Raw genomic sequence first — 25,139 nt, forward strand, 5'->3', positions numbered from 1 at the left:
AGGGAGGTAGGCTCCTTGATAGATGTTAATAACTTTGAATATATGAAAATTGGTTTAGCCTCACCAGATAAGATCCGTTCTTGGTCATTTGGTGAAGTGAAGAAGCCTGAAACGATCAACTATCGTACACTGAAGCCTGAAAAAGACGGTCTTTTCTGCGAGCGAATCTTCGGCCCGCAGAAAGACTGGGAGTGTCATTGCGGTAAATACAAACGCGTCCGTTATAAGGGCGTCGTTTGTGACCGCTGTGGTGTTGAAGTAACACGTGCGAAAGTGCGCCGTGAACGTATGGGTCACATCGAACTTGCAGCACCTGTTTCTCACATCTGGTACTTCAAAGGCATCCCGAGCCGTATGGGACTTGTTCTTGACATGTCACCGCGTGCGCTTGAGGAAGTTATCTACTTTGCTTCTTACGTAGTAACAGAAGCAGGAGATACTGCACTTGAAAAAAAACAGCTTCTATCTGAGAAGGAATACCGTGCGTACCGTGAAAAGTACAGCGGCAAATTCCAGGCTGCAATGGGAGCTGAAGCAATCCGCAAGCTTCTTCAGGATATCGATCTTGATAAAGAAGCGGAAACGCTGAAAGAAGAATTAAAAACTGCTCAGGGGCAGCGACGTACGCGTGCGATCAAGCGTCTTGAAGTAGTTGAATCATTCCGTAACTCAGGTAACCTTCCTGATTGGATGGTTCTTGATGTACTACCTGTGATCCCACCGGAACTTCGTCCGATGGTTCAGCTTGATGGCGGACGTTTCGCTACATCTGACCTGAATGACCTGTACCGTCGTGTGATCAACCGTAACAACCGTCTGAAGCGCCTATTGGACCTTGGTGCACCAAGCATCATCGTTCAGAACGAGAAGCGTATGCTGCAGGAAGCTGTAGATGCACTAATCGATAACGGCCGCCGCGGACGTCCTGTTACAGGACCGGGTAACCGTCCACTAAAATCTCTTTCTCATATGCTGAAAGGGAAGCAGGGACGTTTCCGTCAGAACCTTCTTGGTAAGCGTGTTGACTATTCAGGCCGTTCAGTTATCGTAGTTGGACCTAGTCTGAAAATGTATCAGTGCGGACTGCCGAAGGAAATGGCACTTGAACTGTTCAAGCCTTTTGTAATGAAAGAGCTTGTTGAGCGCGGACTTGCGCATAATATTAAGAGTGCAAAACGTAAGATTGAACGTGTTCATGATGAAGTATGGGACGTACTTGAAGATGTCATTAAGGAGCATCCGGTTCTTCTTAACCGTGCACCGACGCTTCACCGTCTTGGTATCCAGGCATTCGAACCTACACTGGTTGAAGGCCGTGCGATCCGTCTTCACCCGCTCGTATGTACAGCTTATAACGCTGACTTTGACGGTGACCAGATGGCGGTTCACGTACCACTATCATCTGAAGCTCAGGCTGAAGCGCGTCTTCTTATGCTTGCTGCACAGAACATCCTTAACCCGAAAGACGGAAAACCTGTTGTTACGCCGTCTCAGGATATGGTACTTGGTAACTACTACCTGACATTAGAACGTAAAGATGCTGTAGGTGAAGGTTCAGTATTCCACGATGCGGATGAAGTCCTTCTTGCATACCAGAATGGTTATGTACACCTGCACACACGTATTGCGATTCATGCAGGTGCTGTTAACAAACCAACATTTACAGAAGAACAGACGAAGAAACTTCTTCTGACAACAGTCGGAAAAGTGATCTTTAACGAAATTCTTCCTGAAGAGTTCCACTACATTAATGAGCCGACAATGGAGAACCTTGAGGTGAACACACCTGATAAGTACTTCGTTGACCCGACCACTGATGTAAAAGAACACTTCAAATCAGCAGACCTTGTAACGCCGTTTAAGAAAGGATTCCTTGGAAGCATCATCGCTGAAGTCTTCAAGCGATTCCACTTAACGGATACATCTAAAATGCTTGATAGCATGAAAAATCTTGGATTCAAGCACTCAACACGTGCTGGTATTACAATCGGTATCGCTGATATCGTGGTACTTCCTGAAAAGCAGGGAATCCTTGACGATGCACAGTTAAAGGTTGATAAAGTCCAGAAGCAATTCCGCCGTGGTCTGATCACAGAAGAAGAGCGCTATGAGCGTGTCATCTCAATCTGGTCAGCTGCAAAGGACATTATTCAGGATAAGCTGATGCTTACACTCGACAGTCTGAATCCGATCTACATGATGAGTGATTCAGGTGCCCGTGGTAACGCATCTAACTTTACGCAGCTTGCCGGTATGCGTGGTCTGATGGCCAACCCGGCTGGACGTATCATCGAGCTTCCGATCAAGTCAAGTTTCCGTGAAGGTCTGACAGTACTTGAGTACTTCATCTCTACACACGGTGCACGTAAAGGTCTTGCCGATACAGCATTGAAGACTGCCGATTCAGGTTACCTGACTCGCCGACTTGTTGACGTGGCACAGGATGTTATCGTCCGTGAAGAAGATTGCGGCACTGACCGCGGTCTGCGCGTAAGCTCACTGAAAGATGGAACAGAAGTCATCGAAGCGCTTGAAGAGCGTCTTGAAGGCCGTTATTCAAACCAGACAGTCAAACATCCTAAGACTGGTGAAATCTTCGTAAAACGTAATGAGCTGATTACAGAAGACATCGCCCGTCAGATTATTGAAGCTGGTATAGAAGAAGTATCAATCCGTTCTGCATTCACTTGTAACACGCGTCATGGCGTATGTGAGAAGTGTTATGGTAAGAACCTTGCGACTGGTGAAAAAGTTGAAGTCGGCGAAGCAGTCGGTATCATCGCAGCCCAGTCAATCGGTGAGCCGGGTACACAGCTTACAATGCGTACATTCCACACAGGTGGTGTAGCAGGAGACGATATTACACAGGGTCTTCCGCGTATCCAGGAAATTTTCGAAGCGCGTAATCCTAAAGGTCAGGCTACGATCTCTGAAATTGATGGTGTCGTAACTGAAGTAACAGAAGGTAAAGACCGTCAGCAGGATATTACAGTAAAAGGTGAAGTAGAAACAAAGACGTATTCTGCTCCTTATACTGCCCGTATTAAAGTTGCAGTTGATGACGTGATCGAACGCGGTCAGGTTCTGACAGAAGGTTCAATCGATCCGAAGGAACTGATCAAGATCCGTGACGTTGCTGCTGTACAGGAATATCTGCTTAAAGAAGTACAGAAAGTATACCGTATGCAGGGTGTTGAAATCGGTGATAAGCACGTTGAAGTCATGGTTCGCCAGATGCTTCGTAAAGTCCGTGTCATTGAAGCCGGAGAAACTGAACTGCTGCCAGGTTCACTGCTTGATGTACACCAGTTCATGGAAGCGAATCAACAGGTTCTGCTTGATGGTAAGCAGCCGGCAACTGGTCGTCCGCTTATCCTGGGGATCACAAAAGCATCTCTTGAAACAGAATCATTCCTTTCAGCTGCATCATTCCAGGAGACAACTCGTGTCCTGACAGACGCAGCAATCAAAGGAAAGCGTGATGAACTGCTTGGACTGAAAGAAAATGTTATCATCGGTAAGCTTGTTCCAGCCGGAACAGGAATGCAGCGCTATCGTCAGGCTGAAATTGAGAATGAAGAAATCCAGGAAGAAGAAGCAGTTTCCGTGGAATAATTCAATCAAGGTCTGTGAAAGCAAAAGTGGTGGCGCCCTCTGTGGCGCCACCTTTTTAATAGAATATTTTAAAGAAGAATGCGATTGTTTCTATAAAGATACTAGCGGTTGATTGTAGTGGGGGACGGAGACTCCCGCCCCAGGAAGGGACAGGTGAGACCCCGGAATGCGAAGCATGAGGAGGCTCACCGCCCGGGGGCAAGAAAGCGGAGTCCCCCACGGAAATCAACAGCGGTTACCAGAGATCAACCGATTCTCATTAATCTTTATAAACACTCCGCAATAATTTACAAACTTTGTTGACATCCAGCCATTGAGATGATAATATATTCAAGGTTGCTACTAATCAACAACCTGTTACTTTGGAGGATATGATTATGTCTTATGAAAAAGTATCACAGGCTAAACACATCGTTGTAGGATCCAAGCAAGTTGTAAAGGCACTCAAAGCAGGGTCAGTGAAGGAAGTCATCGTTGCAGACGATGTCGACCGCCATGTAATTGACCGGGTGCTACTCACCGCTGAAGAGATGAACGTAAACGTAACCCATGTTGATTCCATGAAGAAGCTGGGTAAAGCGTGCGGGATCGAGGTTGGTGCTGCTGCGGTAGCCATTACTATGTAAACATGTTTTTGCAGCAGAAGTTGCAAAGACTTTGTTTTTTTCCCTAAAATGAACCACCTGGATGTGTGGGCTTAAAATATTGAGGAAGGGAGGACATAAACATGCCTACTATTAACCAATTAGTGCGTAATCCACGCCAATCAAAGGGCTCAAAGTCTGACTCACCAGCACTTAACAAAGGTTACAACAGCTTCAAGAAGAAAGCGACTAACCTTTCATCACCACAAAAGCGTGGTGTTTGTACTCGTGTTGGTACAATGACACCGAAGAAGCCGAACTCGGCACTTCGTAAATATGCTCGTGTGCGTCTTACAAACCAAATCGAGGTTACAGCATACATTCCTGGTATCGGGCACAACCTTCAAGAACACAGTGTTGTTCTTATTCGCGGAGGACGTGTAAAAGATTTACCAGGGGTACGTTACCACATCGTACGTGGTGCGCTTGATACTGCTGGTGTAGATGGACGTCGTCAAGGTCGTTCACTATACGGTACTAAGAGACCAAAAGACCAAAAGTAATCGATTCAATATAAAGAAGTTATTTTCCTATGAAAGGAGGAAATCACATGCCTCGTAAAGGTGCAGTTGCAAAACGTGACGTTTTACCGGATCCGATTCATAACTCGAAGCTGGTAACTCGTCTTGTAAACAAAATCATGATTGACGGAAAGAAAGGTACAGCTCAGCGTATCTTATATTCTGCTTTCGATATCGTTCAGGAACGTTCTGGGAAAGATGCTCTAGAAGTATTCGACCAGGCGCTTAAGAACATTATGCCAGTTCTTGAAGTACGTGCTCGTCGTGTCGGCGGAGCGAACTATCAGGTACCGGTTGAGGTGCGTCCGGAACGTCGTACTACACTTGGACTTCGCTGGTTAGTAAACTATGCGCGTCTTCGTGGAGAAAAGACTATGGAAGAGCGTCTTGCTAATGAAATTCTTGATGCAGCAAACAACACTGGCGCTTCAGTTAAGAAGCGTGAAGATATGCATAAAATGGCTGAAGCAAATAAAGCATTTGCTCACTACCGCTGGTAAGATTCAGCATTTTATCAACCAAATCTCATTTAGTAGGAAGGAGAAAGACCAATGCCTAGAGAGTTCTCCTTAAAAAACACTCGTAATATCGGTATCATGGCTCACATCGATGCCGGTAAGACGACTGCTACGGAGCGTATCCTTTACTACACAGGCCGTATCCACAAAATCGGTGAAACGCACGAAGGTGCATCACAGATGGACTGGATGGAGCAGGAGCAGGAGCGTGGGATCACGATCACATCTGCTGCTACAACAGCTTCATGGAAAGGCCACCGTGTAAACATCATTGATACACCTGGACACGTAGACTTCACAGTAGAAGTTGAACGTTCACTTCGTGTACTTGATGGTGCTGTAGGTGTACTTGATGCCCAGTCGGGTGTTGAGCCACAGACAGAAACTGTATGGCGTCAGGCGACAACATACGGTGTTCCTCGTATCGTATTCGTTAATAAAATGGATAAGATCGGGGCAGACTTCCTTTATTCTGTAGGAACACTGCACGACCGTCTTCAAGCTAATGCTCATCCAATTCAACTGCCAATCGGTGCGGAAGATGAATTCGAAGGAATCATCGACCTGGTTGAAAATGTAGCATACTTCTATGAAGATGATCTTGGTACTCGTACTGAGCAGCGTGAAATTCCTGAAGAATACAAGGAACAGGCTGAAGAATACCGCGGAAAGCTAATTGAAGCGGTAGCAGATCTTGATGAAGATCTAATGATGAAATACCTTGAAGGCGAAGAAATGACAGTGGATGAAATCAAAGCTGCGATCCGTAAAGGAACTTGTGACGTTGAATTCTATCCTGTAATCTGTGGTTCTGCTTTCAAGAACAAAGGTGTTCAGCTTCTGCTTGATGCAGTACTTGACTACCTTCCGTCACCACTTGATGTTAAGCCAATCACAGGACATGTTCCTGAGTCAGAAGAAGAAATTGTTCGTCCAGCTAGCGACGAAGAACCATTCTCTGCGCTTGCATTTAAAGTTATGACTGATCCTTATGTAGGTAAGCTTACATTCTTCCGTGTTTATTCTGGTGTGCTCCAGTCTGGATCATACGTACAGAACGCAACGAAAGGTAAGCGTGAGCGTGTAGGACGTATCCTGCAGATGCACGCTAACTCTCGTGAAGAAATTTCGGAAGTGTTTGCTGGAGATATCGCTGCTGCAGTTGGTCTTAAAGACACAACTACAGGGGACACACTATGTGACGAAAAGAGTCTTGTAATTCTTGAGTCTATGGAATTCCCTGAGCCAGTTATCTCTGTTGCGATCGAACCTAAGTCTAAAGCTGACCAGGACAAAATGTCTCAGGCGCTTCAGAAGCTTCAGGAAGAAGATCCAACATTCCACGCACACACTGACCAGGAAACTGGACAGACGATCATCGCAGGTATGGGTGAACTTCACCTTGATATCCTTGTTGACCGTATGAAGCGTGAATTCAAAGTAGAAGCTAACGTGGGTGCTCCACAGGTATCTTACCGTGAAACATTCCGCGGCTCTGCACAAGTTGAAGGGAAGTTCGTCCGCCAGTCTGGTGGTCGCGGACAGTTCGGTCACGTTAAGATCGAATTCTCTCCTAACGAAGAAGGAGCAGGCTTTGAATTTGAAAACGGCATCGTTGGGGGATCTGTACCACGTGAATACATTCCAGCTGTTCAGCAGGGTCTAGAAGACTCTCTTGACAACGGTGTACTTGCTGGTTACCCTCTAATCGACATCAAAGCGAGACTATACGATGGTTCATACCATGACGTTGACTCCTCTGAGATGGCGTTTAAGATTGCCGCATCTATGGCACTTAAAAATGCAGTTTCTAAGTGTAACCCGGTTCTTCTTGAGCCGCTAATGCGCGTAGAAGTTATGATCCCTGAAGAATACATGGGAGACATCATGGGTGACGTTACAGCTCGCCGTGGACGCGTAGAAGGTATGTCTGCTCGCGGTAACACACAAATCGTTAAAGCATTTGTACCGCTTGCTGAAATGTTCGGTTACGCAACTTCACTTCGTTCTAACACGCAGGGACGTGGAACATTCTCAATGTTCTTCGATCACTACGAGGAAGTACCGAAGTCTGTGAGTGAAGAAATCATCAAAAAAAATAAAGGTGAATAATTGATTTCACCCTTACAATAAAGTATAACTACTTATGTAAGCTATGGTGAGTCCGGGGGCAGCCGCCTCTGGTAAGCCATATTTAAAAATAAAACTAATTAACTTTAATTATTTTAAGGAGGAATTCCGTAATGGCTAAGGAAAAATTCGACCGTTCGAAAACCCATGCGAATATTGGAACAATCGGACACGTTGACCATGGTAAAACAACTCTAACTGCTGCAATCACAACTGTACTTCACAAGAAATATGGTCGTGGATCTGCAATGGCATATGATCAAATTGATGGTGCTCCAGAAGAGCGCGAGCGCGGAATCACAATCTCAACTGCACACGTTGAGTACGAAACTGACACTCGTCACTACGCACACGTTGACTGCCCAGGACACGCTGACTATGTTAAGAACATGATCACTGGTGCTGCACAGATGGACGGCGGTATTCTTGTAGTATCTGCTGCTGATGGCCCAATGCCACAGACTCGTGAGCACATCCTTCTTTCTCGTCAGGTAGGTGTACCTTACCTTGTTGTATTCATGAACAAGTGTGACATGGTAGACGACGAAGAACTACTTGAACTAGTTGAAATGGAAATCCGTGACCTTCTTTCTGAGTACGATTTCCCTGGCGACGACATTCCAGTAATCAAAGGTTCTGCACTTAAAGCACTTGAAGGAGAAGAAGAGTGGGAAGAGAAAATCTTCGAACTTATGGAAGCTGTAGATAGCTACATTCCAACTCCTGAGCGTGACACTGAAAAGCCATTCATGATGCCAGTTGAGGATGTATTCTCAATCACTGGTCGTGGTACAGTTGCTACAGGACGTGTTGAGCGTGGACAAGTTAAAGTTGGTGACGAAGTAGAAATCATCGGTCTTTCTGAAGAGCCGAAGAAAACTACTGTTACTGGTGTTGAAATGTTCCGTAAGCTTCTTGACTATGCAGAAGCTGGCGACAACATTGGCGCACTTCTTCGTGGGGTTTCTCGCGACGACATTAACCGTGGACAGGTTCTTGCTAAGCCAGGAACAATCACTCCACACACAAACTTCAAAGCTGAAGTTTATGTTCTATCAAAAGAAGAAGGTGGACGTCACACTCCATTCTTCACTAACTACCGCCCACAGTTCTACTTCCGTACTACGGACGTAACTGGCGTATGTAACCTTCCTGATGGAGTAGAAATGGTTATGCCTGGCGACAACATCGAAATGACTGTTGAGCTAATCTCTCCAATCGCGATCGAAGAAGGAACTAAGTTCTCTATTCGTGAAGGTGGACGTACAGTAGGCGCTGGCGTTGTAGCTTCTATCCAGAAGTAATAGCGACTTTGCGATACAAATCCTGCATCCTTATGGGTGCAGGGTTTTTTTGCGTGTGAACAGAAGAGGTAAGTAGAGTCCGGGGGGATTCTGACCAGTAAACGTAAGTTGGGGAGCTGTATTTCCTAAGTTCTGACCTGAATCTCATTCAGCTGGACTGCTCATCAATAACCAGGCTGAAAAAACCCCGATTCCCGATCATTCAATGTTAATGACCGCACTTCCCCCAGCCTCCCAAAACCGCTAAACTACTACAGAAGAAACTCATCACCACGTACTTTGAAAGGGGAACAACCCATGCAGCCAATTCACCTCTGGCTATCTGTCTACGATCAGCAAAATAAAAAGCCGCAGCGCACAGTTCAGCCTATGCTCCCTGCAGTCATCCTGGCCTATCAGCAATCAATCAGTCAGCCTGATGTCCATGCAGACGAGGCTTATCAAATACTCACAGACTTACTAGAAGGCGATCATTTCCTGACAACCATCACTGAATGGGAGAAGCAAAACTATTACTCTATAGAAGAAAGACGTTTTGGAACGATGGTCTCAAGGCTGTTCCATCTAGAAAAAAAGGCGCTGCAGACTCAACAGGAATTGAGGGAATTAAAAAACCGGATCGAACTTCATATGCTTGAAGAAGAAGACCTTCACTATCTGTCTTTCAGCTCACTCATTAACATGAGACATCGCATGTTTCATTCAGATCAACCATGGCTGAACGCAGCTGAACAATGGATTCACCAGCGTAAAAACCTATGAATTTTCTGCATATTTTCTTACCACTTGAAAGTCAGCTGGAAGGGTCTTATAATAGACAAAGTGTATTCGGAAAGTAATTTTGCAACAGGGGTTGCACAATCTGATTATTTTCTGTATAATATTTAATGTTGGTCTTTGACTTGCGATGAAGCAGGAGGTTGCCGACACACCCGGCCGCTTTGCCATGGCTCGTGTGTGGGAAATTTCTGCGGAGAATGTCTATTCCTAAATAGGCGAAAAAGGAGGGAAAATAATGGCAAAACAAAAAATCCGTATCCGTTTGAAAGCTTACGATCACAGAATTCTTGATCAGTCTGCTGAGAAGATTGTTGAAACTGCAAAACGTTCAGGTGCTAGTGTATCGGGTCCAATCCCGCTTCCAACTGAAAAGTCTGTTTACACAATCCTTCGTGCGGTCCACAAATACAAAGATGCGCGTGAGCAGTTTGAAATGCGCACACATAAACGTCTTGTAGACATTGTGAACCCGACACCACAAACGGTAGATGCGCTAATGCGTCTTGATTTACCGTCTGGCGTTGACATCGAAATCAAACTTTAATCAACAAAAAATAAATTACTAAACAATAATAGGAGGTGTGACTAATGACCAAAGGAATCTTAGGTAGAAAGATTGGAATGACTCAGGTTTTTGCTGAGAACGGCGATCTTATCCCAGTAACAGTAATCGAAGCTACTCCAAACGTAGTTCTTCAAAAGAAAGCTGTTGATACTGACGGATATGAATCAATCCAGATCGGTTTTGAAGACAAGCGCGAAAAGCTTGCTAACAAACCATCAAAAGGACATGCCGCTAAAGCTGAAACGGCTCCTAAGCGCTTCGTCCGTGAAATCCGCGGTGTTGAGCTTGGCGAGTATGAGATTGGTCAAGAAGTCAAGGTTGATATTTTCGCAGAAGGCGATGTAATTGATGTAACAGGAGTATCGAAGGGTAAAGGTTTTCAGGGTGCAATCAAGCGTCACAACCAATCCCGCGGACCAATGACTCACGGTTCTCGTTACCACCGTCGTCCTGGTTCAATGGGTCCTGTTGATCCAAACCGCGTATTCAAGGGTAAATTACTACCTGGACGCATGGGCGGAGAAAGAATTACAGTTCAGAACCTTTCAATCGTGAAAGTTGATGCTGAGCGTAATCTATTACTTGTAAAAGGGAACGTTCCTGGCCCTAACAAGTCACTTATCACAGTAAAAAGCGCAATTAAAGCGAAATAATAGACGTTAATCGGAAAGGAGGAAACAGGAATGCCTAAAGTATCCGTATTTAAACAGGATGGTTCACAAGCCGGTGATATCGAGCTTAACGAATCCATCTTCGGCATTGAGCCAAACAACGCAGTGATGTTCGAAACTGTACTGATGCAGCGTGCTGCACAGCGTCAGGGAACTCACAAAGTAAAAAATCGTTCTGCAGTAGCTGGCGGTGGTCGTAAGCCATGGCGTCAGAAGGGAACTGGACGTGCCCGTCAAGGTTCGATCCGTTCACCACAATGGCGTGGCGGTGGAGTCGTATTCGGCCCAACACCTCGTAGCTATAGCTATAAGCTTCCTAAAAAAGTTCGTCGTCTGGCGATCAAATCAGCTCTTTCAAGCAAAGTTGCTGAAGAAAATATCTTAGTTCTAGAGGCGCTTTCATTCGAATCGCCAAAGACAAAGGAATTTGCTACAGTATTAAGCAGCCTTTCACTAGACAAGAAAGTCCTAGTAGTGACTGAAGGTCTTGACGAAAACGTTGCTCTATCTGGACGTAACATTCCAGGCGTAACAGTTATTTCTGCTACTGGCGTCAACGTACTTGATGTACTTGGCCACGACAAAGTGGTTATGACGAAAGGTGCAGTTCAAAAAGTAGAGGAGGTGCTTGCATAATGGATGCTCGCGATATTATTAAGCGCCCCGTAATTACAGAGCGTTCTTCAGACCTTATGGGTGAGAAGAAGTACACGTTCGAAGTCGACACTCGTGCTAACAAAACACAAGTGAAAGACGCAATCCAGGAGATCTTTGGTGTGGATGTTGAGAAAGTAAACATCATGAACTACAAAGGTAAATTCAAGCGCATGGGACGTTACACTGGTTTTACTAACAAGCGTCGCAAAGCGATTGTAACTCTGACAGAAGAAAGTAAAGAAATCGAATTTTTTGAGGTTTAAATAAACCGATAAATAGAAGAGGAGGGAACAGACATGGCGATTAAAAAGTACAAACCTACCTCTAATGGTCGTCGCGGCATGACAGCTTCTGACTTTGCTGAGATTACAACTAGCAAGCCGGAAAAATCGCTTCTTGCGCCAATTAAGCGTAAGGGTGGCCGTAACAACCAGGGTAAGTTAACAGTTCGTCATCAAGGTGGAGGCCATAAGCGCCAATACCGTGTCATCGATTTCGCTCGTACGAAAGATGGCATTCCAGGACGCGTTGCTACGATCGAATATGATCCAAACCGTTCAGCAAACATTGCACTAATCAACTACGTTGATGGTGAGAAGCGGTATATCCTAGCTCCTAAAGGACTTGTAGTAGGCATGGAAATCATGTCAGGCCCTGAAGCGGACATCAAAACAGGTAACGCACTTCCACTCGTTAACATTCCAGTGGGTACAGTAATCCACAACATCGAGCTTAAGCCTGGTAAAGGTGGTCAGCTTGTGCGTTCAGCTGGTACATCAGCACAGGTTCTAGGTAAAGAAGGTAAATACGTGCTTGTACGTCTTAACTCAGGCGAAACTCGTATGATCCTTGCAACTTGCCGTGCTACTGTAGGACAAGTTGGTAACGAACAACACGAACTAATCAACATCGGTAAAGCAGGACGTTCACGCTGGTTAGGCAAGCGCCCAACTGTACGTGGTTCTGTAATGAACCCGAATGATCACCCACACGGTGGTGGTGAAGGTAAAGCGCCAATCGGCCGTAAATCACCAATGTCACCATGGGGCAAACCAACTCTTGGTTACAAGACTCGTAAGAAGACAAACAAGTCCGATAAGTTTATCGTACGCCGTCGTAAAAAATAACGGGATTGAGCTACGGTTCATCAAACGGGCCGTAGGACAATCACGAAGGGAGGTTCCAGTATGGGTCGCAGCTTGAAAAAAGGACCTTTTGTGGACGATCATTTAATGTCAAAAGTTGAGAAGCTTAACGAATCAGACAAGAAGCAGGTTGTAAAAACTTGGTCTCGTCGTTCTACTATCTTCCCTAACTTCATCGGTCATACAATCGCTGTATACGATGGACGCAAACACGTACCAGTTTACGTGACTGAAGATATGGTTGGTCATAAACTTGGCGAATTCGCGCCAAGCCGTACGTACAAAGGTCACGCAAGTGATGATAAGAAAACAAGACGCTAATTGAGAGGAGGCTATCCTAATGCAAGCAAAAGCTGTTGCAAACACAGTTCGTATTGCTCCTCGTAAAGTACGCCTAGTAGCAGATTTAATCCGCGGTAAGCAGGTTGGCGAAGCGGTGGCTATTTTGAACCACACACCACGCGCTGCATCACCAGTAATCGAGAAAGTATTAAAATCTGCTGTAGCGAACGCTGAGCATAATTACGACATGGACATTAACAACCTTGTGATTTCAGAAGCATATGTTAACGAAGGACCAACACTGAAACGTTTCCGTCCTCGTGCACAAGGTCGTGCAAGTGCCATTAATAAACGTACAAGCCACATTACAATCGTGGTATCTGAAAAAAAGGAGGGATAACACGTGGGTCAAAAAGTACATCCAATTGGACTACGTATCGGAGTCATTCGTGACTGGGAATCAAAATGGTTCGCAGGCAAAGACTACGCAGACTTACTTCATGAAGACCTTAAAGTTCGTGACTACATCGAAGGTCGTCTGAAAGAAGCATCAGTTTCTAAAGTAGAAATCGAACGTGCGGCTAACCGCATTAACATTACAATTCACACTGCTAAGCCAGGTATGGTTATCGGTAAAGGTGGTACTGAAGTCGAAGCACTTCGTAAAGACCTTAACAAGATCACTGGCAAGCGAGTTCACATCAACATCGTTGAAATCAAACGCGCTGATCTTGATGCGAAACTTGTAGGTGAAAATATTGCACGTCAACTGGAAAACCGTGTATCTTTCCGTCGTGCACAAAAGCAATCAATCCAACGCACAATGCGTGCTGGCGCTAAAGGGATCAAAACTCAGGTTTCTGGTCGTCTAGGCGGAGCAGACATCGCACGTGCTGAACATTACAGTGAAGGTACTGTTCCACTTCATACTCTTCGCGCTGACATCGACTACGCTCACGTTGAAGCGGATACTACGTATGGTAAGCTCGGAGTTAAAGTATGGATCTACCGTGGAGAAGTTCTTCCTACCAAGAACCACAAGAAATCCGAGGAAGGAGGAAACTAATCATGTTATTACCTAAACGCGTGAAATATCGTCGTGTACACCGCGGAAAAATGCGCGGCCAGGCAAAAGGCGGTACTGAAGTAAGCTTTGGTGAATACGGTCTTCAAGCTCTTGAAGCTAGCTGGATCACTAACCGTCAGATCGAGTCTGCCCGTATCGCGATGACTCGTTACATGAAACGTGGCGGTAAAGTATGGATTAAAATCTTCCCACACAAGCCTTACACTAAGAAACCTCTAGAAGTCCGAATGGGTTCCGGTAAAGGGGCACCAGAAGGATGGGTAGCAGTTGTAAAGCCGGGTAAGATTATGTTCGAAATCGCTGGAGTATCTGAAGAAGTTGCTCGTGAAGCACTTCGTCTTGCATCACACAAACTTCCGGTTAAGACTAAGTTTGTAAAACGAGAAGAAATTGGTGGTGAATCAAATGAAAGCTAATGAAATTCGTGACCTAACCACTGCCGAAATTGAACAAAAAGTAAAATCTTTGAAGGAAGAGCTATTTAACCTTCGTTTCCAACTGGCTACTGGTCAGCTTGAAAACACTGCTCGCATCCGTCAAGTACGAAAAGCCATTGCTCGCATGAAAACCGTGATTCGTGAAAGAGAAATTGGCGCTAACAACTGATAACTGAGAGGAGGTTTGCAGCATGAGTGAACGCAACCAGCGTAAAGTTTACACTGGCCGTGTTGTTTCGGACAAAATGGACAAAACAATCACAGTGCTAGTTGAAACGCAAAAGAAACATTCACTTTATGGCAAACGAGTAAAGTACTCTAAGAAGTACAAAGCTCACGATGAACAAAACCAAGCCAAGACTGGCGATATTGTTCGTATTATGGAAACTCGTCCGCTTTCAGCAACAAAACGTTTCCGTCTAGTGGAAGTCGTAGAAGAAGCGGTTATTATCTAATATATTGTTCGGAAATGTAATTCCGAAGGGAGGTAACCTACATGATTCAACAGGAATCGCGTTTAAAAGTAGCTGACAACTCTGGCGCACGTGAAGTATTAACCATTAAAGTTCTTGGAGGTTCAGGCCGCAAGACTGCTAATATTGGTGATGTGATCGTCTGCACAGTGAAACAAGCAACACCAGGAGGCGTTGTTAAAAAAGGTGAAGTTGTAAGAGCGGTAATCGTTCGTACAAAGAGCGGTGTTCGTCGTAAAGATGGTACGTACATCAAGTTTGATGAGAACGCTTGTGTCATCATTCGTGACGACAAAGGCCCTCGTGGAACTCGTATCTTCGGACCGGTTGCTCGTGAACTTCGTGACAGCAACTTCATGAAGATTGTTTCTCTAGCACCAGAAGTTCTTTAATTGATAATCAACCACCGTATCAAGGAGGTGCGACAGGATGCACGTTAAAAAAGGCGATAAAGTAATGGTTATTTCCGGAAAAGATAAAGGCAAGACAGGTACTGTACTTGCTGCTAATCCGAAAGCTGACCGCGTAATTGTTGAAGGTGTGAACATCGTCAAGAAACATTCAAAACCTTCACAGATGAATCCACAAGGTGGAATCTCTAACATGGAAGCAGCGATTCACGTATCAAACGTGATGCTGATCGATCCGAAAACGAACGAACCAACACGCGTTGGTTACAAAGTTGAGGACGGTAAAAAAGTACGTATTGCTAAAAAATCAGGTGAATCTTTAGATAAATAGTTAATGAAGAGGGGAGGTACTCAAGCATGAACCGCCTAAAAGAAAAGTTCAATAGTGAAATCACACCTGCTCTAGTTAAGAAGTTCGATTACACTTCTGTAATGCAGGTGCCAAAAATCGAAAAAATCGTAATCAACATGGGTGTTGGTGAAGCAGTTCAAAACACTAAATCACTGGATACAGCTGTAGAAGAGCTTACGACTATTACTGGTCAGAAGCCTCTAATTACAAAAGCTAAGAAATCTATCGCAGGTTTCCGTCTTCGTGAAGGTATGCCAATCGGTGCGAAAGTTACACTTCGCGGCGAGCGTATGTATGACTTCCTAGACAAGCTAATCTCTGTATCTCTACCACGTGTACGTGACTTCCGCGGAGTATCTAAAAAGTCTTTCGACGGACGCGGTAACTACACTCTTGGTGTTAAAGAGCAGCTAATCTTCCCAGAGATCGATTATGACAAAGTAAACAAAGTACGTGGCATGGACATCGTAATTGTTACGACAGCTAACTCAGACGAAGAGTCTCGTGAGCTTCTTACACAATTCGGTATGCCATTCCAAAAGTAATCTCTACAAAAGGGAGGCGTAAACGTGGCTAAAAAATCAATGATTGCGAAACAACAGCGCAAACAGAAATTCAAAGTACAAGAGTATACACGTTGCGAACGTTGCGGACGTCCACACTCAGTACTGCGTAAATTCAAGCTGTGCCGTATTTGTTTCCGTGAACTAGCATACAAGGGTCAAATTCCTGGCGTTAAGAAAGCCAGCTGGTAATACCCGATTTTGGGAAGGAGGTAAATTAATATGACAATGACAGATCCAATCGCAGATCTTCTGACTCGCATCCGTAATGCGAATCAGGTCCGTCACGAGAAGCTAGAGGTTCCTGCTTCTAACATGAAGAAAGAAATCGCAGAAATCCTTAAGCGTGAAGGTTTCATCCGTGACGTTGAATATATCGAGGACAGCAAGCAGGGTATCATTCGCATCTTCCTTAAGTATGGTGCAAACAATGAGCGTGTTATCACTGGCCTTAAGCGTATTTCTAAGCCTGGACTTCGCGTATACGCAAAAGCTGATGAGCTTCCACGTGTACTGAACGGTCTTGGAATCGCAATCGTATCTACTTCAACTGGCGTTGTAACTGACAAAGAAGCTCGCGCTAAGCAAGTTGGCGGAGAAGTTCTAGCATACGTCTGGTAATATCTTTTAATCGAAAGAGAGGTGCAACAAAATGTCTCGTGTAGGAAAAAAACCAATCGAGGTACCTTCAGATGTAACATTAACTTTTGACGGTTCACATGTTACTGCTAAAGGACCTAAAGGTGAACTTTCATTCACTTTTAATTCAGAAATGAAATTCGAGCAGGAAGGCAGCACACTTACAGTTGTCCGCCCTTCTGACTCAAAAGAACACCGTACAATCCACGGTACTACTCGTGCGATCCTGAACAACATGGTCGAGGGTGTATCTAAAGGATTCGAACGCAGCCTTGAGCTTATCGGGGTTGGGTATCGTGCTCAGAAACAAGGCAACAAGCTTGTTCTTAACGTAGGATACTCTCACCCAGTTGAGATCACACCGGAAGAAGGAATCGAAATCGAAGTTCCTTCAAACACAAAGGTTACAATTAAAGGCGCAAGCAAAGAGCGCGTTGGCGCACTAGCTGCAAACATCCGTGACGTACGTCCACCAGAGCCTTACAAAGGTAAAGGAATCCGTTACGAAGGCGAATATGTTCGTCGTAAAGAAGGTAAAACAGGTAAATAATGCCGCTTAGGCGCATGAAAGGAGTGACCTTGATTGATTACTAAAGTTGACAAGAATGCGGTACGTAAGAAACGTCATGCACGTGTTCGTACAACGATCACGGGAACTGAATCTCGTCCGCGTTTGAATGTTTACCGTTCAAACAAGCACATCTACGCTCAGCTTATCGATGATGCAAATGGTGTAACACTAGCTGCTGCATCTTCAAAAGAGCTTGGCCTTGAATCTGGCGGAAACGTCGATGCTGCACAAAAGGTTGGCGAAGCAATCGCTACACGTGCAGTAGAAAAAGGAATGAAATCAGTCGTATTTGACCGTGGAGGATATCTTTACCACGGACGCGTGAAAGCTCTTGCTGAAGCTGCACGTGAAAACGGACTTGAATTTTAATAGAAAAAGGAGGGACAATCCAGATGCGTCGCATTGATCCAAACAAACTTGAACTTGAAGAACGCGTAGTTACGATTAACCGTGTCGCTAAGGTTGTTAAAGGTGGCCGCCGCTTCCGTTTCTCTGCTCTAGTAGTAGTAGGAGACAAGAATGGCCATGTAGGTTTCGGTACAGGTAAAGCCCAAGAGGTACCTGATGCGATCCGTAAAGCAATCGAAGACGCGAAGAAAAATCTGATTGAAGTACCAATGGTTGAAGGAACAACTCCTCACCTTGTTACAGGCCGCTTCGGTGCAGGCTCAATCTTAATCAAACCAGCATCTCCTGGTACAGGAATCATCGCTGGTGGACCAGTTCGTGCGGTACTTGAACTTGCAGGTGTCCACGACATTCTTTCAAAATCACTAGGCTCTAACACACCAATCAACATGGTTCGTGCCACAATTGACGGCCTTAAGCAGCTTAAGCGTGCAGAAGACGTTGCTAAGCTACGTGGCAAGTCAGTGGAAGAACTGTTAGGATAAGGAGGGATAAGTGATGGCAAATAAACTAGCAATTACCCTCACTCGCAGCGTGATCGGACGCAGTAAAGATCAGCGTGCAACAGTACAGGCTCTTGGTCTTCGTAAGACTAACCAGACTGTTGAACAGCAGGATAACGAAGCTATCCGCGGCATGATCAATAAAGTGTCTCACCTGGTATCAGTTAAAGAAATCTAATTTGATGTTTATCAACAAGGAGGTGCCACTATGAAACTTCATGAGTTAAAACCAGCAGAAGGATCTCGCAGAGAACGCAATCGCGTTGGCCGCGGTATCGGTTCTGGTAATGGTAAAACTTCAGGTAAAGGTCACAAAGGTCAAAACGCCCGTTCAGGCGGAGGCGTAAGACCAGGCTTTGAAGGTGGTCAGAACCCATTAGCACGCCGTCTTCCAAAACGTGGATTCACTAATATCCACCGTAAGGAATATGCGGTTGTTAATCTTGACACACTTAACCGTTTTGACGAAGGTACGGAAGTAACTCCGGAACTTCTAATCGAAACTGGAGTAGTAAGCAAAGAATTAGCAGGAATCAAGATCCTTGCTAAAGGTAACGTAGAGAAGAAGCTGACTGTTAAAGCTCACAAATTCTCTTCTGCTGCTAAAGAAGCAATTGAAGCTGCCGGCGGAACAACTGAGGTGGTTTAATGTTTCGGACAATCTCCAATTTTATGCGCGTGGGTGATATAAGAAATAAAATTATTTTCACCCTTTTAATGTTGGTGGTCTTTAGGATCGGAACTTTCATTCCAGTTCCGGGTGTAGATGCACAAGTTCTTCAGGCACAGGATGAAATGGCCGGCCTGATCGGATTTATGAATACATTCGGTGGTGGAGCATTAATCAACTTCTCGATCCTCGCGATGGGCATTATGCCGTATATCACGGCCTCCATCATTGTACAGCTTTTGCAAATGGACGTAGTACCGAAGTTTGCTGAGTGGTCAAAGCAGGGAGATGTTGGTCGTCGTAAGCTGGCTCAGTTTACACGTTACTTCACGATTGTACTGGCATTCATCCAGGCAATCGGAATGTCTTATGGCTTTAATCGTATGTACGGCGGATCACTGATCCCTGACACATCGGTTACAACGTACATGCTAATCGCAGTTGTACTGACAGCCGGGACAGCCTTTTTAATGTGGTTAGGAGAGCAGATCACAGCAAAAGGTGTTGGAAATGGTATTTCCATCATTATCTTTGCAGGTATCGTGGCCGCTATTCCTAATGGCGTTAATCAGTTATACGCACAACAGATTCAGGGTGCAGGGGAACAACTTTTCCTTAACATCGTGATTCTGGCACTATTGGTACTCGCGATTGTCGCAATTACAGTTGGCGTTATTTTCGTCCAGCAGGCATTGCGTAAAATTCCGGTTCAATATGCAAAGCGTGTAGGCGGCAAGAATGCACCGGCAACGGGCGGACAGTCGTCACACATTCCATTGAAAGTGAATGCTGCAGGGGTAATTCCGGTTATCTTCGCGATTTCCTTTATTATCACACCGCAGACACTCGTTACTTTCTTTGGTCAAAACAACATTACAACAACGATTCAGGAAGTATTTGATTACACGCAGCCAATCGGTATGACGATTTATGTTGCGCTGATCGTTGCGTTCACGTATTTCTACGCATTCATTCAGGTGAATCCGGAGAATATGGCAGAAAACCTTAAAAAACAAGGTGGTTATATCCCAGGGATCCGACCTGGACAAGCGACTCAGGATTACCTGACGAGCGTTCTTTACCGTTTAACTTTCGTAGGTGCGATTTTCCTTTCAGTAATTTCAATCCTGCCAATCTTCTTCATTAATCTTGCAGGACTTCCACAATCGGTTCAAATTGGCGGTACTAGCCTATTGATCGTTGTAGGGGTTGCACTTGAGACAATGAAGCAGCTTGAAGCACAGCTGGTAAAACGGAATTATAAAGGGTTCATGAGATAATCACATGGTTTTGGGGTGAGAGCCCTGAAGCCCATCGTAAATGAGGGGGCTTACTTGTGAATATTGTTTTAATGGGATTACCTGGTGCTGGTAAAGGTACTCAGGCTGAAAGAATTATTGAAAAATATAATATCCCCCACATTTCGACAGGGGATATGTTCCGTGCAGCGATTAAAGACGGCACAGAGCTTGGAATGAAGGCGAAATCGTACATGGATCAGGGTGACCTGGTACCGGACGAAGTAACGATCGGTATTGTCCGTGAACGATTAAGCAAAAACGATTGCCAAGAAGGGTTTCTGTTAGATGGTTTCCCGAGAACAGTGGCACAGGCCGATGCGCTTGATGCATTACTCAAAGACCTTGGCAAAGAACTTGACTATGTTCTAAACATTAAGGTGGAAAAAGAAGAACTGATGACGCGTCTTACCGGCCGCTGGATTTGTAAGACCTGCGGTGCGACGTATCACACAGTATTCAACCCTCCTGCAGTAGAAGGTGTATGTGATAAAGACGGTGGAGAGCTTTACCAGCGTGAAGATGACAAACCTGAAACTGTACAAAATCGTTTAGATGTTAATATGAAGCAAACTCAGCCGCTTCTTGACTTTTACAGTCAAAAGGGTGTGCTCAGAGACATTGACGGCCAGCAGGATATTAACAAGGTATTCGCTGATGTTGATGAATTGCTTGGGGGCCTTCGCTAATGATCATTTGCAAGACTCCTCGCGAGATTGAGATCATGCGCGAAGCAGGCAAGATCGTTGCGTTAACCCATCAGGAGCTGCAAAAGCATATAGCGCCTGGTATCACAACGAAGGAACTTGATGAGATTGCTGACCGGTTCATCCGTCAGCATGACGCGGTTCCATCCTTCAAAGGATACAACGGTTTTAGCGGAAGCATTTGTGCATCTGTGAATGAAGAACTCGTACATGGTATTCCAGGTAACCGAACGCTTGAGAACGGCGACATTATCAGTATTGATATTGGCGCAAAGTACAAAGGCTATCACGGTGACTCAGCCTGGACTTATCCGGTAGGAACGATTCCTGAAGAGACACAAAAGCTGCTTGAAGTTACGGAAGAGTCACTCTACCGTGGCCTGAGTGAAGCTAAACCGGGTGTTCGTCTGTCGAACATCTCTCATGCTGTTCAAACGTATGCTGAAGAAAACGGTTTTTCAATCGTACGGGAGTATGTGGGGCACGGTGTAGGGCAAGACTTACATGAGGCACCGCAAATTCCTCATTTTGGTCCACCTGATAAGGGACCCCGCCTGAAGCCCGGCATGGTACTAGCGGTTGAACCGATGGTGAATGCAGGAAGTCGCTACGTCAAGACACTTGCTGATAACTGGACAGTCGTAACAGTTGATGGTAAAATGTGTGCGCACTTTGAACACACGATTGCGATCACAGAAGAAGGTTACGAGATCCTGACAAGAACCTGATTGAAGGTGATCCTTTTTGTTTGAATCCGATTCGCCCCCCGGGATAGGGCAAATTGTGCAGGTGAACAAGGGCCGCGATACGGGAGTATATGCGGTTGTCATTCATCGGTTAGATGAAAAGTTTGTTTTAATTGCGGACGGTGAAAACCGGAAGTTTGACCGGCCCAAGAAAAAAAACATCCATCATTTGACTTCATGCGACTATGTATCCCCTGAAGTTCAAAATAGTATATCCGAAACAGGGCGTGTGACAAACGGCAAGCTGCGTCATGCAGTGACGACATTTGTCAGCACTCTGAAAGATTGATAAAGAAGGGAGATTTGTTCGATGGCGAAAGACGATGTTATCGAAATTGAAGGCACCGTTGCTGAAACTTTGCCTAATGCAATGTTTAAGGTAGAATTAGAAAATGGTCACACTGTGCTTGCACACGTGTCAGGTAAAATTCGTATGCACTTCATTCGAATCCTGCCAGGCGACAGAGTAACTGTGGAGTTATCTCCATACGATCTGACTCGCGGCCGTATCACTTACCGTTACAAATAATCTTTTGCACTCCGAACCACTAAGGAGGTTTAGATAAGATGAAAGTGAGACCATCTGTTAAGCCAATCTGCGAAAAGTGCAAAGTCATCCGCAGAAAAGGTAAAGTAATGGTGATTTGCGAAAATCCTAAACACAAACAAAAACAAGGCTAATAAAGAAGGAGGTGCTCGTGTAAATGGCACGTATTGCTGGAGTAGATATCCCTCGCGATAAGCGCGTTGTGATTTCTCTAACTTATATTTTTGGTGTTGGTAAATCAACTGCAAGTCAAATCCTTAAAGAAGCTGGTGTTTCTGAAGACACTCGCGTTCGTGATCTGACTGAAGATGAACTTAACAAAATCCGTGAAATCCTTGACAGCTACAAAGTGGAAGGTGACCTTCGTCGTGAAACGTCACTTAACATTAAGCGTCTAATGGAAATCGGTTCATACCGTGGTCTTCGCCACCGTCGTGGTCTTCCTGTAAGAGGACAGCACACGAAAAATAATGCTCGTACTCGTAAAGGTCCTCGTAAGACTGTAGCGAACAAGAAAAAATAATTAGGTAAAGGAGGTTACTTCCTACAATGGCACGTAAACAACAAACTCGTAAGCGTCGTGTGAAAAAGAATATCGAAGCTGGTATTGCACACATCCGCTCAACTTTTAACAATACAATCGTGATGATTACTGATACGCAGGGTAATGCAATTGCATGGTCAAGTGCTGGTTCACTTGGTTTCCGCGGATCTCGTAAGTCAACTCCATTCGCAGCACAAATGGCAGCTGAAACAGCAGCTAAAGCTTCAATGGAACACGGACTAAGAACTCTTGAAGTAACAGTAAAAGGTCCTGGTGCTGGTCGTGAAGCGGCTATTCGTGCACTTCAGGCTGCAGGTCTTGACGTAACGGCAATCAAAGACGTAACGCCAGTGCCTCACAATGGCTGCCGCCCGCCAAAACGTCGTCGTGTTTAATTTTTCTGTATAAGATCAGCTGATTCCGGTTAATACTGGAAAAGGCAGTTTCCTTCTTACAGAGATGATAGATCCAGTTGTAAAGCACAATGGGAACCGTAAACATGGGGAATTTCGGATACCTTTCCGGGATTTCGACGTTTTGAAGGAGGGTAAATTTGAATGATCGAAATTGAAAAGCCAAAAATTGAAACGGTTGAGATCAGCGATGATGCCAAGTACGGAAAATTCGTTGTAGAGCCACTTGAGCGTGGGTATGGTACAACATTGGGTAACTCCTTGCGTCGTATCCTATTATCTTCACTTCCTGGTGCAGCAGTAACGTCAATCCAGATTGACAGTGTACTGCACGAATTTTCAACGATCGAAGGCGTCGTAGAAGATGTCACAACAGTTGTAATGAATATCAAGAAACTGGCATTGAAGATCTATTCAGATGAAGAAAAAACATTGGAAATCGATGTTCAAGGTGATGGTCAGGTAACTGCGGCCGATATTACTCATGACAGTGACGTAGAGATTCTTAACCCGGATCTTTATATCGCAACAGTGGGCAAAAACGGTCACCTTCGCATGCGTTTAACTGCATCAAGAGGACGTGGTTATACACCAGCAGACCAGAACAAGCGTGAAGATCTGCCAATCGGTGTAATCCCGGTTGATTCAATCTACACACCTGTTTCCCGTGTAAACTATCAGGTTGAAAATACTCGTGTTGGTCAGCTGACGAACTTCGATAAGCTTTCACTTGATGTCTGGACAGACGGAAGCATTGGCCCGAAAGAAGCTATTGCTCTAGGTGCTAAGATTCTGACTGAACACCTTAACATTTTCGTTGGCTTAACCAATGAAGCGCAGAATGCAGAAATCATGGTAGAAAAAGAAGAAGATCAGAAAGAGAAAGTATTGGAGATGACAATCGAAGAACTTGATCTGTCTGTTCGCTCTTACAACTGCCTGAAGCGTGCAGGAATCAACACAGTCCAGGAACTGGCTAACAAGTCAGAAGAGGATATGATGAAAGTGCGTAACCTTGGACGTAAGTCTCTTGAAGAAGTTAAGGCGAAATTAGATGAACTTGGGTTAGGCCTTCGCAAAGAAGACTAATGAACTGATAGAACAGAATTTTAATAAAGGAGGGAACCCTTCATGGCTTACAGAAAGTTAGGACGTACAAGCTCTCAGCGTAAAGCACTTCTTCGTGACCTTACAACTGACCTTATCGTCAACGAACGTATTGAAACAACTGAAGCTCGCGCGAAAGAACTTCGCTCAACAGTAGAAAAAATGATCACTCTTGGAAAACGTGGTGACCTGCACGCACGTCGTCAGGCAGCTGCATTCATCCGTCGCGATCAGGCAACTGTTAAGAACGAAGAAGGCGAAGAGTCAACAGTATACGCTCTTCAAAAACTATTCAACGATGTAGCACCTCGTTATACTGAACGTCAAGGTGGATACACTCGTATCATGAAAGTTGGTCCTCGTCGCGGAGACGGCGCACCAATGGTAATCATTGAATTAGTATAATTCTTGATTGCACCGGAGAGGGCGGAGCCTAACTGCTCTCGCCCTCTTTATTTAACGATTCATACGACACGCAAAAAGCAGAGCGCTACGATGGGCAGGTTCGCCTGTCCCGTCTAGCTCTAAGCACCTCATTCATCCATCGTCACAATGGAGACGGAAATATAATAGTCACACTTGCGCATTTCCTTGAATGAGGTGCGCGCTTTTTTTGTATTAAGCTATGTTAAACTCGAGGGGAGAGTTTGATGTAGTTTAGTATGAAAAAATAGTTAATAAGTAGATACGAACGAGAATTGATCTTCGCTGCAGGCGGATGCTTTCCGCAGGGCGTGCGCTGAGCCTCCTGATATGAACAAAACTGTCAAGAGTGCTGCTCCCAACCCGGTTTGGATCTTTTTTAGTCCGCCCTTAAGAAACGAAGCTTTTT

38 protein-coding genes are annotated in these 25,139 nt (G+C 45.0%); all 38 read left to right on the plus strand.

The window, feature by feature from the left end; translation table 11 throughout:
* The first annotated feature begins 15 nt into the window (after positions 1 to 15).
* The 38 genes from rpoC to rplQ all read left to right on the plus strand — a co-directional run bounded on the left by rpoC (position 16) and on the right by rplQ (position 24,712).
* Positions 16 to 3,615, plus strand: a complete 3,600-nt coding sequence (rpoC, locus tag JOD21_RS16940; RefSeq protein ID WP_204730740.1) for a DNA-directed RNA polymerase subunit beta' — start codon at positions 16 to 18, stop codon at positions 3,613 to 3,615.
* 377 nt (positions 3,616 to 3,992) lie between these two features.
* Positions 3,993 to 4,241 carry a 50S ribosomal protein L7ae-like protein gene (locus JOD21_RS16945; RefSeq protein WP_204730741.1) on the plus strand — a complete coding sequence of 83 codons (249 nt, stop codon included), beginning with the start codon at positions 3,993 to 3,995 and terminating at the stop codon, positions 4,239 to 4,241.
* 101 nt (positions 4,242 to 4,342) lie between these two features.
* Positions 4,343 to 4,762, plus strand: coding sequence for a 30S ribosomal protein S12 (rpsL, locus tag JOD21_RS16950; RefSeq protein WP_041120831.1), 420 nt, complete (start codon positions 4,343 to 4,345; stop codon positions 4,760 to 4,762).
* Positions 4,763 to 4,809: 47 nt separating this feature from the next.
* Positions 4,810 to 5,280 (plus strand): 30S ribosomal protein S7, encoded by a 471-nt coding sequence (gene rpsG, locus JOD21_RS16955; protein ID WP_039806267.1) that lies wholly within the window; start codon positions 4,810 to 4,812, stop codon positions 5,278 to 5,280.
* A gap of 51 nt (positions 5,281 to 5,331) precedes the next feature.
* Positions 5,332 to 7,410: an elongation factor G gene (gene fusA, locus JOD21_RS16960; RefSeq protein ID WP_204730742.1), complete on the plus strand. Its 2,079-nt coding sequence runs from the start codon at positions 5,332 to 5,334 to the stop codon at positions 7,408 to 7,410.
* Positions 7,411 to 7,541: 131 nt separating this feature from the next.
* A complete protein-coding gene (gene tuf, locus JOD21_RS16965; RefSeq protein WP_204730743.1) occupies positions 7,542 to 8,732 on the plus strand; it encodes an elongation factor Tu in 1,191 nt (396 codons plus the stop codon).
* 297 nt (positions 8,733 to 9,029) lie between these two features.
* Positions 9,030 to 9,494 (plus strand): hypothetical protein, encoded by a 465-nt coding sequence (locus JOD21_RS16970; RefSeq protein ID WP_204730744.1) that lies wholly within the window; start codon positions 9,030 to 9,032, stop codon positions 9,492 to 9,494.
* 253 nt (positions 9,495 to 9,747) lie between these two features.
* Positions 9,748 to 10,056, plus strand: coding sequence for a 30S ribosomal protein S10 (gene rpsJ / locus JOD21_RS16975; RefSeq protein ID WP_039806276.1), 309 nt, complete (start codon positions 9,748 to 9,750; stop codon positions 10,054 to 10,056).
* A gap of 44 nt (positions 10,057 to 10,100) precedes the next feature.
* Entirely contained in the window at positions 10,101 to 10,730 is a 630-nt protein-coding gene (gene rplC, locus JOD21_RS16980) for a 50S ribosomal protein L3 (RefSeq protein WP_204730745.1), read from the plus strand.
* A 30-nt stretch (positions 10,731 to 10,760) separates the two neighbouring features.
* Positions 10,761 to 11,384: a 50S ribosomal protein L4 gene (gene rplD, locus JOD21_RS16985; protein WP_041120836.1), complete on the plus strand. Its 624-nt coding sequence runs from the start codon at positions 10,761 to 10,763 to the stop codon at positions 11,382 to 11,384.
* Positions 11,384 to 11,668: a 50S ribosomal protein L23 gene (gene rplW, locus JOD21_RS16990; RefSeq protein WP_041120837.1), complete on the plus strand. Its 285-nt coding sequence runs from the start codon at positions 11,384 to 11,386 to the stop codon at positions 11,666 to 11,668. The genes rplD and rplW overlap by 1 nt, the downstream gene beginning before the upstream one ends.
* A 33-nt stretch (positions 11,669 to 11,701) precedes the next feature.
* Entirely contained in the window at positions 11,702 to 12,532 is an 831-nt protein-coding gene (rplB, locus tag JOD21_RS16995; protein WP_041120838.1) for a 50S ribosomal protein L2, read from the plus strand.
* Between the two features lie 60 nt (positions 12,533 to 12,592).
* Positions 12,593 to 12,871, plus strand: coding sequence for a 30S ribosomal protein S19 (rpsS, locus tag JOD21_RS17000; RefSeq protein ID WP_041120839.1), 279 nt, complete (start codon positions 12,593 to 12,595; stop codon positions 12,869 to 12,871).
* Between the two features lie 19 nt (positions 12,872 to 12,890).
* Complete coding sequence (rplV, locus tag JOD21_RS17005; RefSeq protein ID WP_039806287.1) at positions 12,891 to 13,232, plus strand: 50S ribosomal protein L22; 342 nt, start codon at positions 12,891 to 12,893, stop codon at positions 13,230 to 13,232.
* Between the two features lie 3 nt (positions 13,233 to 13,235).
* Positions 13,236 to 13,898 carry a 30S ribosomal protein S3 gene (rpsC, locus tag JOD21_RS17010; protein ID WP_041120840.1) on the plus strand — a complete coding sequence of 221 codons (663 nt, stop codon included), beginning with the start codon at positions 13,236 to 13,238 and terminating at the stop codon, positions 13,896 to 13,898.
* A 2-nt stretch (positions 13,899 to 13,900) separates the two neighbouring features.
* On the plus strand, positions 13,901 to 14,335 hold the full coding sequence (gene rplP / locus JOD21_RS17015) for a 50S ribosomal protein L16 (protein WP_039806290.1): 435 nt from the start codon (positions 13,901 to 13,903) through the stop codon (positions 14,333 to 14,335).
* Positions 14,325 to 14,525: a 50S ribosomal protein L29 gene (gene rpmC / locus JOD21_RS17020; RefSeq protein ID WP_039806292.1), complete on the plus strand. Its 201-nt coding sequence runs from the start codon at positions 14,325 to 14,327 to the stop codon at positions 14,523 to 14,525. The genes rplP and rpmC overlap by 11 nt, the downstream gene beginning before the upstream one ends.
* Before the next feature lie 22 nt (positions 14,526 to 14,547).
* Positions 14,548 to 14,811: a 30S ribosomal protein S17 gene (rpsQ, locus tag JOD21_RS17025; protein WP_039806294.1), complete on the plus strand. Its 264-nt coding sequence runs from the start codon at positions 14,548 to 14,550 to the stop codon at positions 14,809 to 14,811.
* A 41-nt stretch (positions 14,812 to 14,852) separates the two neighbouring features.
* Entirely contained in the window at positions 14,853 to 15,221 is a 369-nt protein-coding gene (rplN, locus tag JOD21_RS17030) for a 50S ribosomal protein L14 (RefSeq protein WP_039806296.1), read from the plus strand.
* 37 nt (positions 15,222 to 15,258) lie between these two features.
* Positions 15,259 to 15,570, plus strand: a complete 312-nt coding sequence (gene rplX / locus JOD21_RS17035; RefSeq protein WP_204730746.1) for a 50S ribosomal protein L24 — start codon at positions 15,259 to 15,261, stop codon at positions 15,568 to 15,570.
* 26 nt (positions 15,571 to 15,596) lie between these two features.
* On the plus strand, positions 15,597 to 16,136 hold the full coding sequence (rplE, locus tag JOD21_RS17040) for a 50S ribosomal protein L5 (protein ID WP_041120842.1): 540 nt from the start codon (positions 15,597 to 15,599) through the stop codon (positions 16,134 to 16,136).
* Between the two features lie 24 nt (positions 16,137 to 16,160).
* Complete coding sequence (gene rpsN, locus JOD21_RS17045) at positions 16,161 to 16,346, plus strand: 30S ribosomal protein S14 (RefSeq protein WP_036787751.1); 186 nt, start codon at positions 16,161 to 16,163, stop codon at positions 16,344 to 16,346.
* Between the two features lie 30 nt (positions 16,347 to 16,376).
* Positions 16,377 to 16,775: a 30S ribosomal protein S8 gene (gene rpsH, locus JOD21_RS17050; protein WP_039806304.1), complete on the plus strand. Its 399-nt coding sequence runs from the start codon at positions 16,377 to 16,379 to the stop codon at positions 16,773 to 16,775.
* A 31-nt stretch (positions 16,776 to 16,806) separates the two neighbouring features.
* Positions 16,807 to 17,343: a 50S ribosomal protein L6 gene (gene rplF, locus JOD21_RS17055; RefSeq protein ID WP_204730747.1), complete on the plus strand. Its 537-nt coding sequence runs from the start codon at positions 16,807 to 16,809 to the stop codon at positions 17,341 to 17,343.
* 33 nt (positions 17,344 to 17,376) lie between these two features.
* Complete coding sequence (gene rplR / locus JOD21_RS17060) at positions 17,377 to 17,733, plus strand: 50S ribosomal protein L18 (protein WP_204730748.1); 357 nt, start codon at positions 17,377 to 17,379, stop codon at positions 17,731 to 17,733.
* Positions 17,734 to 17,756: 23 nt separating this feature from the next.
* The gene (gene rpsE / locus JOD21_RS17065) at positions 17,757 to 18,257 is read left to right on the plus strand and encodes a 30S ribosomal protein S5 (RefSeq protein ID WP_204730749.1); all 501 of its coding nucleotides are present in this window, start codon (positions 17,757 to 17,759) and stop codon (positions 18,255 to 18,257) included.
* 13 nt (positions 18,258 to 18,270) lie between these two features.
* On the plus strand, positions 18,271 to 18,453 hold the full coding sequence (gene rpmD / locus JOD21_RS17070) for a 50S ribosomal protein L30 (protein ID WP_039806311.1): 183 nt from the start codon (positions 18,271 to 18,273) through the stop codon (positions 18,451 to 18,453).
* A gap of 30 nt (positions 18,454 to 18,483) precedes the next feature.
* A complete protein-coding gene (gene rplO / locus JOD21_RS17075; RefSeq protein ID WP_041120845.1) occupies positions 18,484 to 18,924 on the plus strand; it encodes a 50S ribosomal protein L15 in 441 nt (146 codons plus the stop codon).
* Entirely contained in the window at positions 18,924 to 20,225 is a 1,302-nt protein-coding gene (secY, locus tag JOD21_RS17080; RefSeq protein WP_204730750.1) for a preprotein translocase subunit SecY, read from the plus strand. The genes rplO and secY overlap by 1 nt, the downstream gene beginning before the upstream one ends.
* 56 nt (positions 20,226 to 20,281) lie before the next feature.
* Entirely contained in the window at positions 20,282 to 20,932 is a 651-nt protein-coding gene (locus JOD21_RS17085; RefSeq protein ID WP_204730751.1) for an adenylate kinase, read from the plus strand.
* Positions 20,932 to 21,678 (plus strand): type I methionyl aminopeptidase, encoded by a 747-nt coding sequence (map, locus tag JOD21_RS17090; protein ID WP_204730752.1) that lies wholly within the window; start codon positions 20,932 to 20,934, stop codon positions 21,676 to 21,678. Before JOD21_RS17085 ends, map begins: the two co-directional genes overlap by 1 nt.
* Before the next feature lie 16 nt (positions 21,679 to 21,694).
* Positions 21,695 to 21,985 carry a KOW domain-containing RNA-binding protein gene (locus JOD21_RS17095; protein ID WP_204730753.1) on the plus strand — a complete coding sequence of 97 codons (291 nt, stop codon included), beginning with the start codon at positions 21,695 to 21,697 and terminating at the stop codon, positions 21,983 to 21,985.
* Positions 21,986 to 22,006: 21 nt separating this feature from the next.
* The gene (infA, locus tag JOD21_RS17100) at positions 22,007 to 22,225 is read left to right on the plus strand and encodes a translation initiation factor IF-1 (RefSeq protein WP_039806323.1); all 219 of its coding nucleotides are present in this window, start codon (positions 22,007 to 22,009) and stop codon (positions 22,223 to 22,225) included.
* A 38-nt stretch (positions 22,226 to 22,263) separates the two neighbouring features.
* On the plus strand, positions 22,264 to 22,377 hold the full coding sequence (gene rpmJ / locus JOD21_RS17105; RefSeq protein WP_003156543.1) for a 50S ribosomal protein L36: 114 nt from the start codon (positions 22,264 to 22,266) through the stop codon (positions 22,375 to 22,377).
* Between the two features lie 23 nt (positions 22,378 to 22,400).
* Positions 22,401 to 22,766, plus strand: a complete 366-nt coding sequence (gene rpsM / locus JOD21_RS17110; protein WP_041120850.1) for a 30S ribosomal protein S13 — start codon at positions 22,401 to 22,403, stop codon at positions 22,764 to 22,766.
* A 26-nt stretch (positions 22,767 to 22,792) separates the two neighbouring features.
* The gene (gene rpsK / locus JOD21_RS17115; protein ID WP_041120851.1) at positions 22,793 to 23,182 is read left to right on the plus strand and encodes a 30S ribosomal protein S11; all 390 of its coding nucleotides are present in this window, start codon (positions 22,793 to 22,795) and stop codon (positions 23,180 to 23,182) included.
* 162 nt (positions 23,183 to 23,344) lie between these two features.
* Complete coding sequence (locus JOD21_RS17120) at positions 23,345 to 24,289, plus strand: DNA-directed RNA polymerase subunit alpha (RefSeq protein ID WP_204730754.1); 945 nt, start codon at positions 23,345 to 23,347, stop codon at positions 24,287 to 24,289.
* Positions 24,290 to 24,331: 42 nt separating this feature from the next.
* The gene (rplQ, locus tag JOD21_RS17125; RefSeq protein WP_039806331.1) at positions 24,332 to 24,712 is read left to right on the plus strand and encodes a 50S ribosomal protein L17; all 381 of its coding nucleotides are present in this window, start codon (positions 24,332 to 24,334) and stop codon (positions 24,710 to 24,712) included.
* Positions 24,713 to 25,139: the final 427 nt, after the last annotated feature.

The sequence above is a fragment of the Jeotgalibacillus terrae genome (genome assembly GCF_016908195.1).
In the GTDB taxonomy this organism is placed as follows: domain Bacteria; phylum Bacillota; class Bacilli; order Bacillales; family Jeotgalibacillaceae; genus Jeotgalibacillus; species Jeotgalibacillus terrae.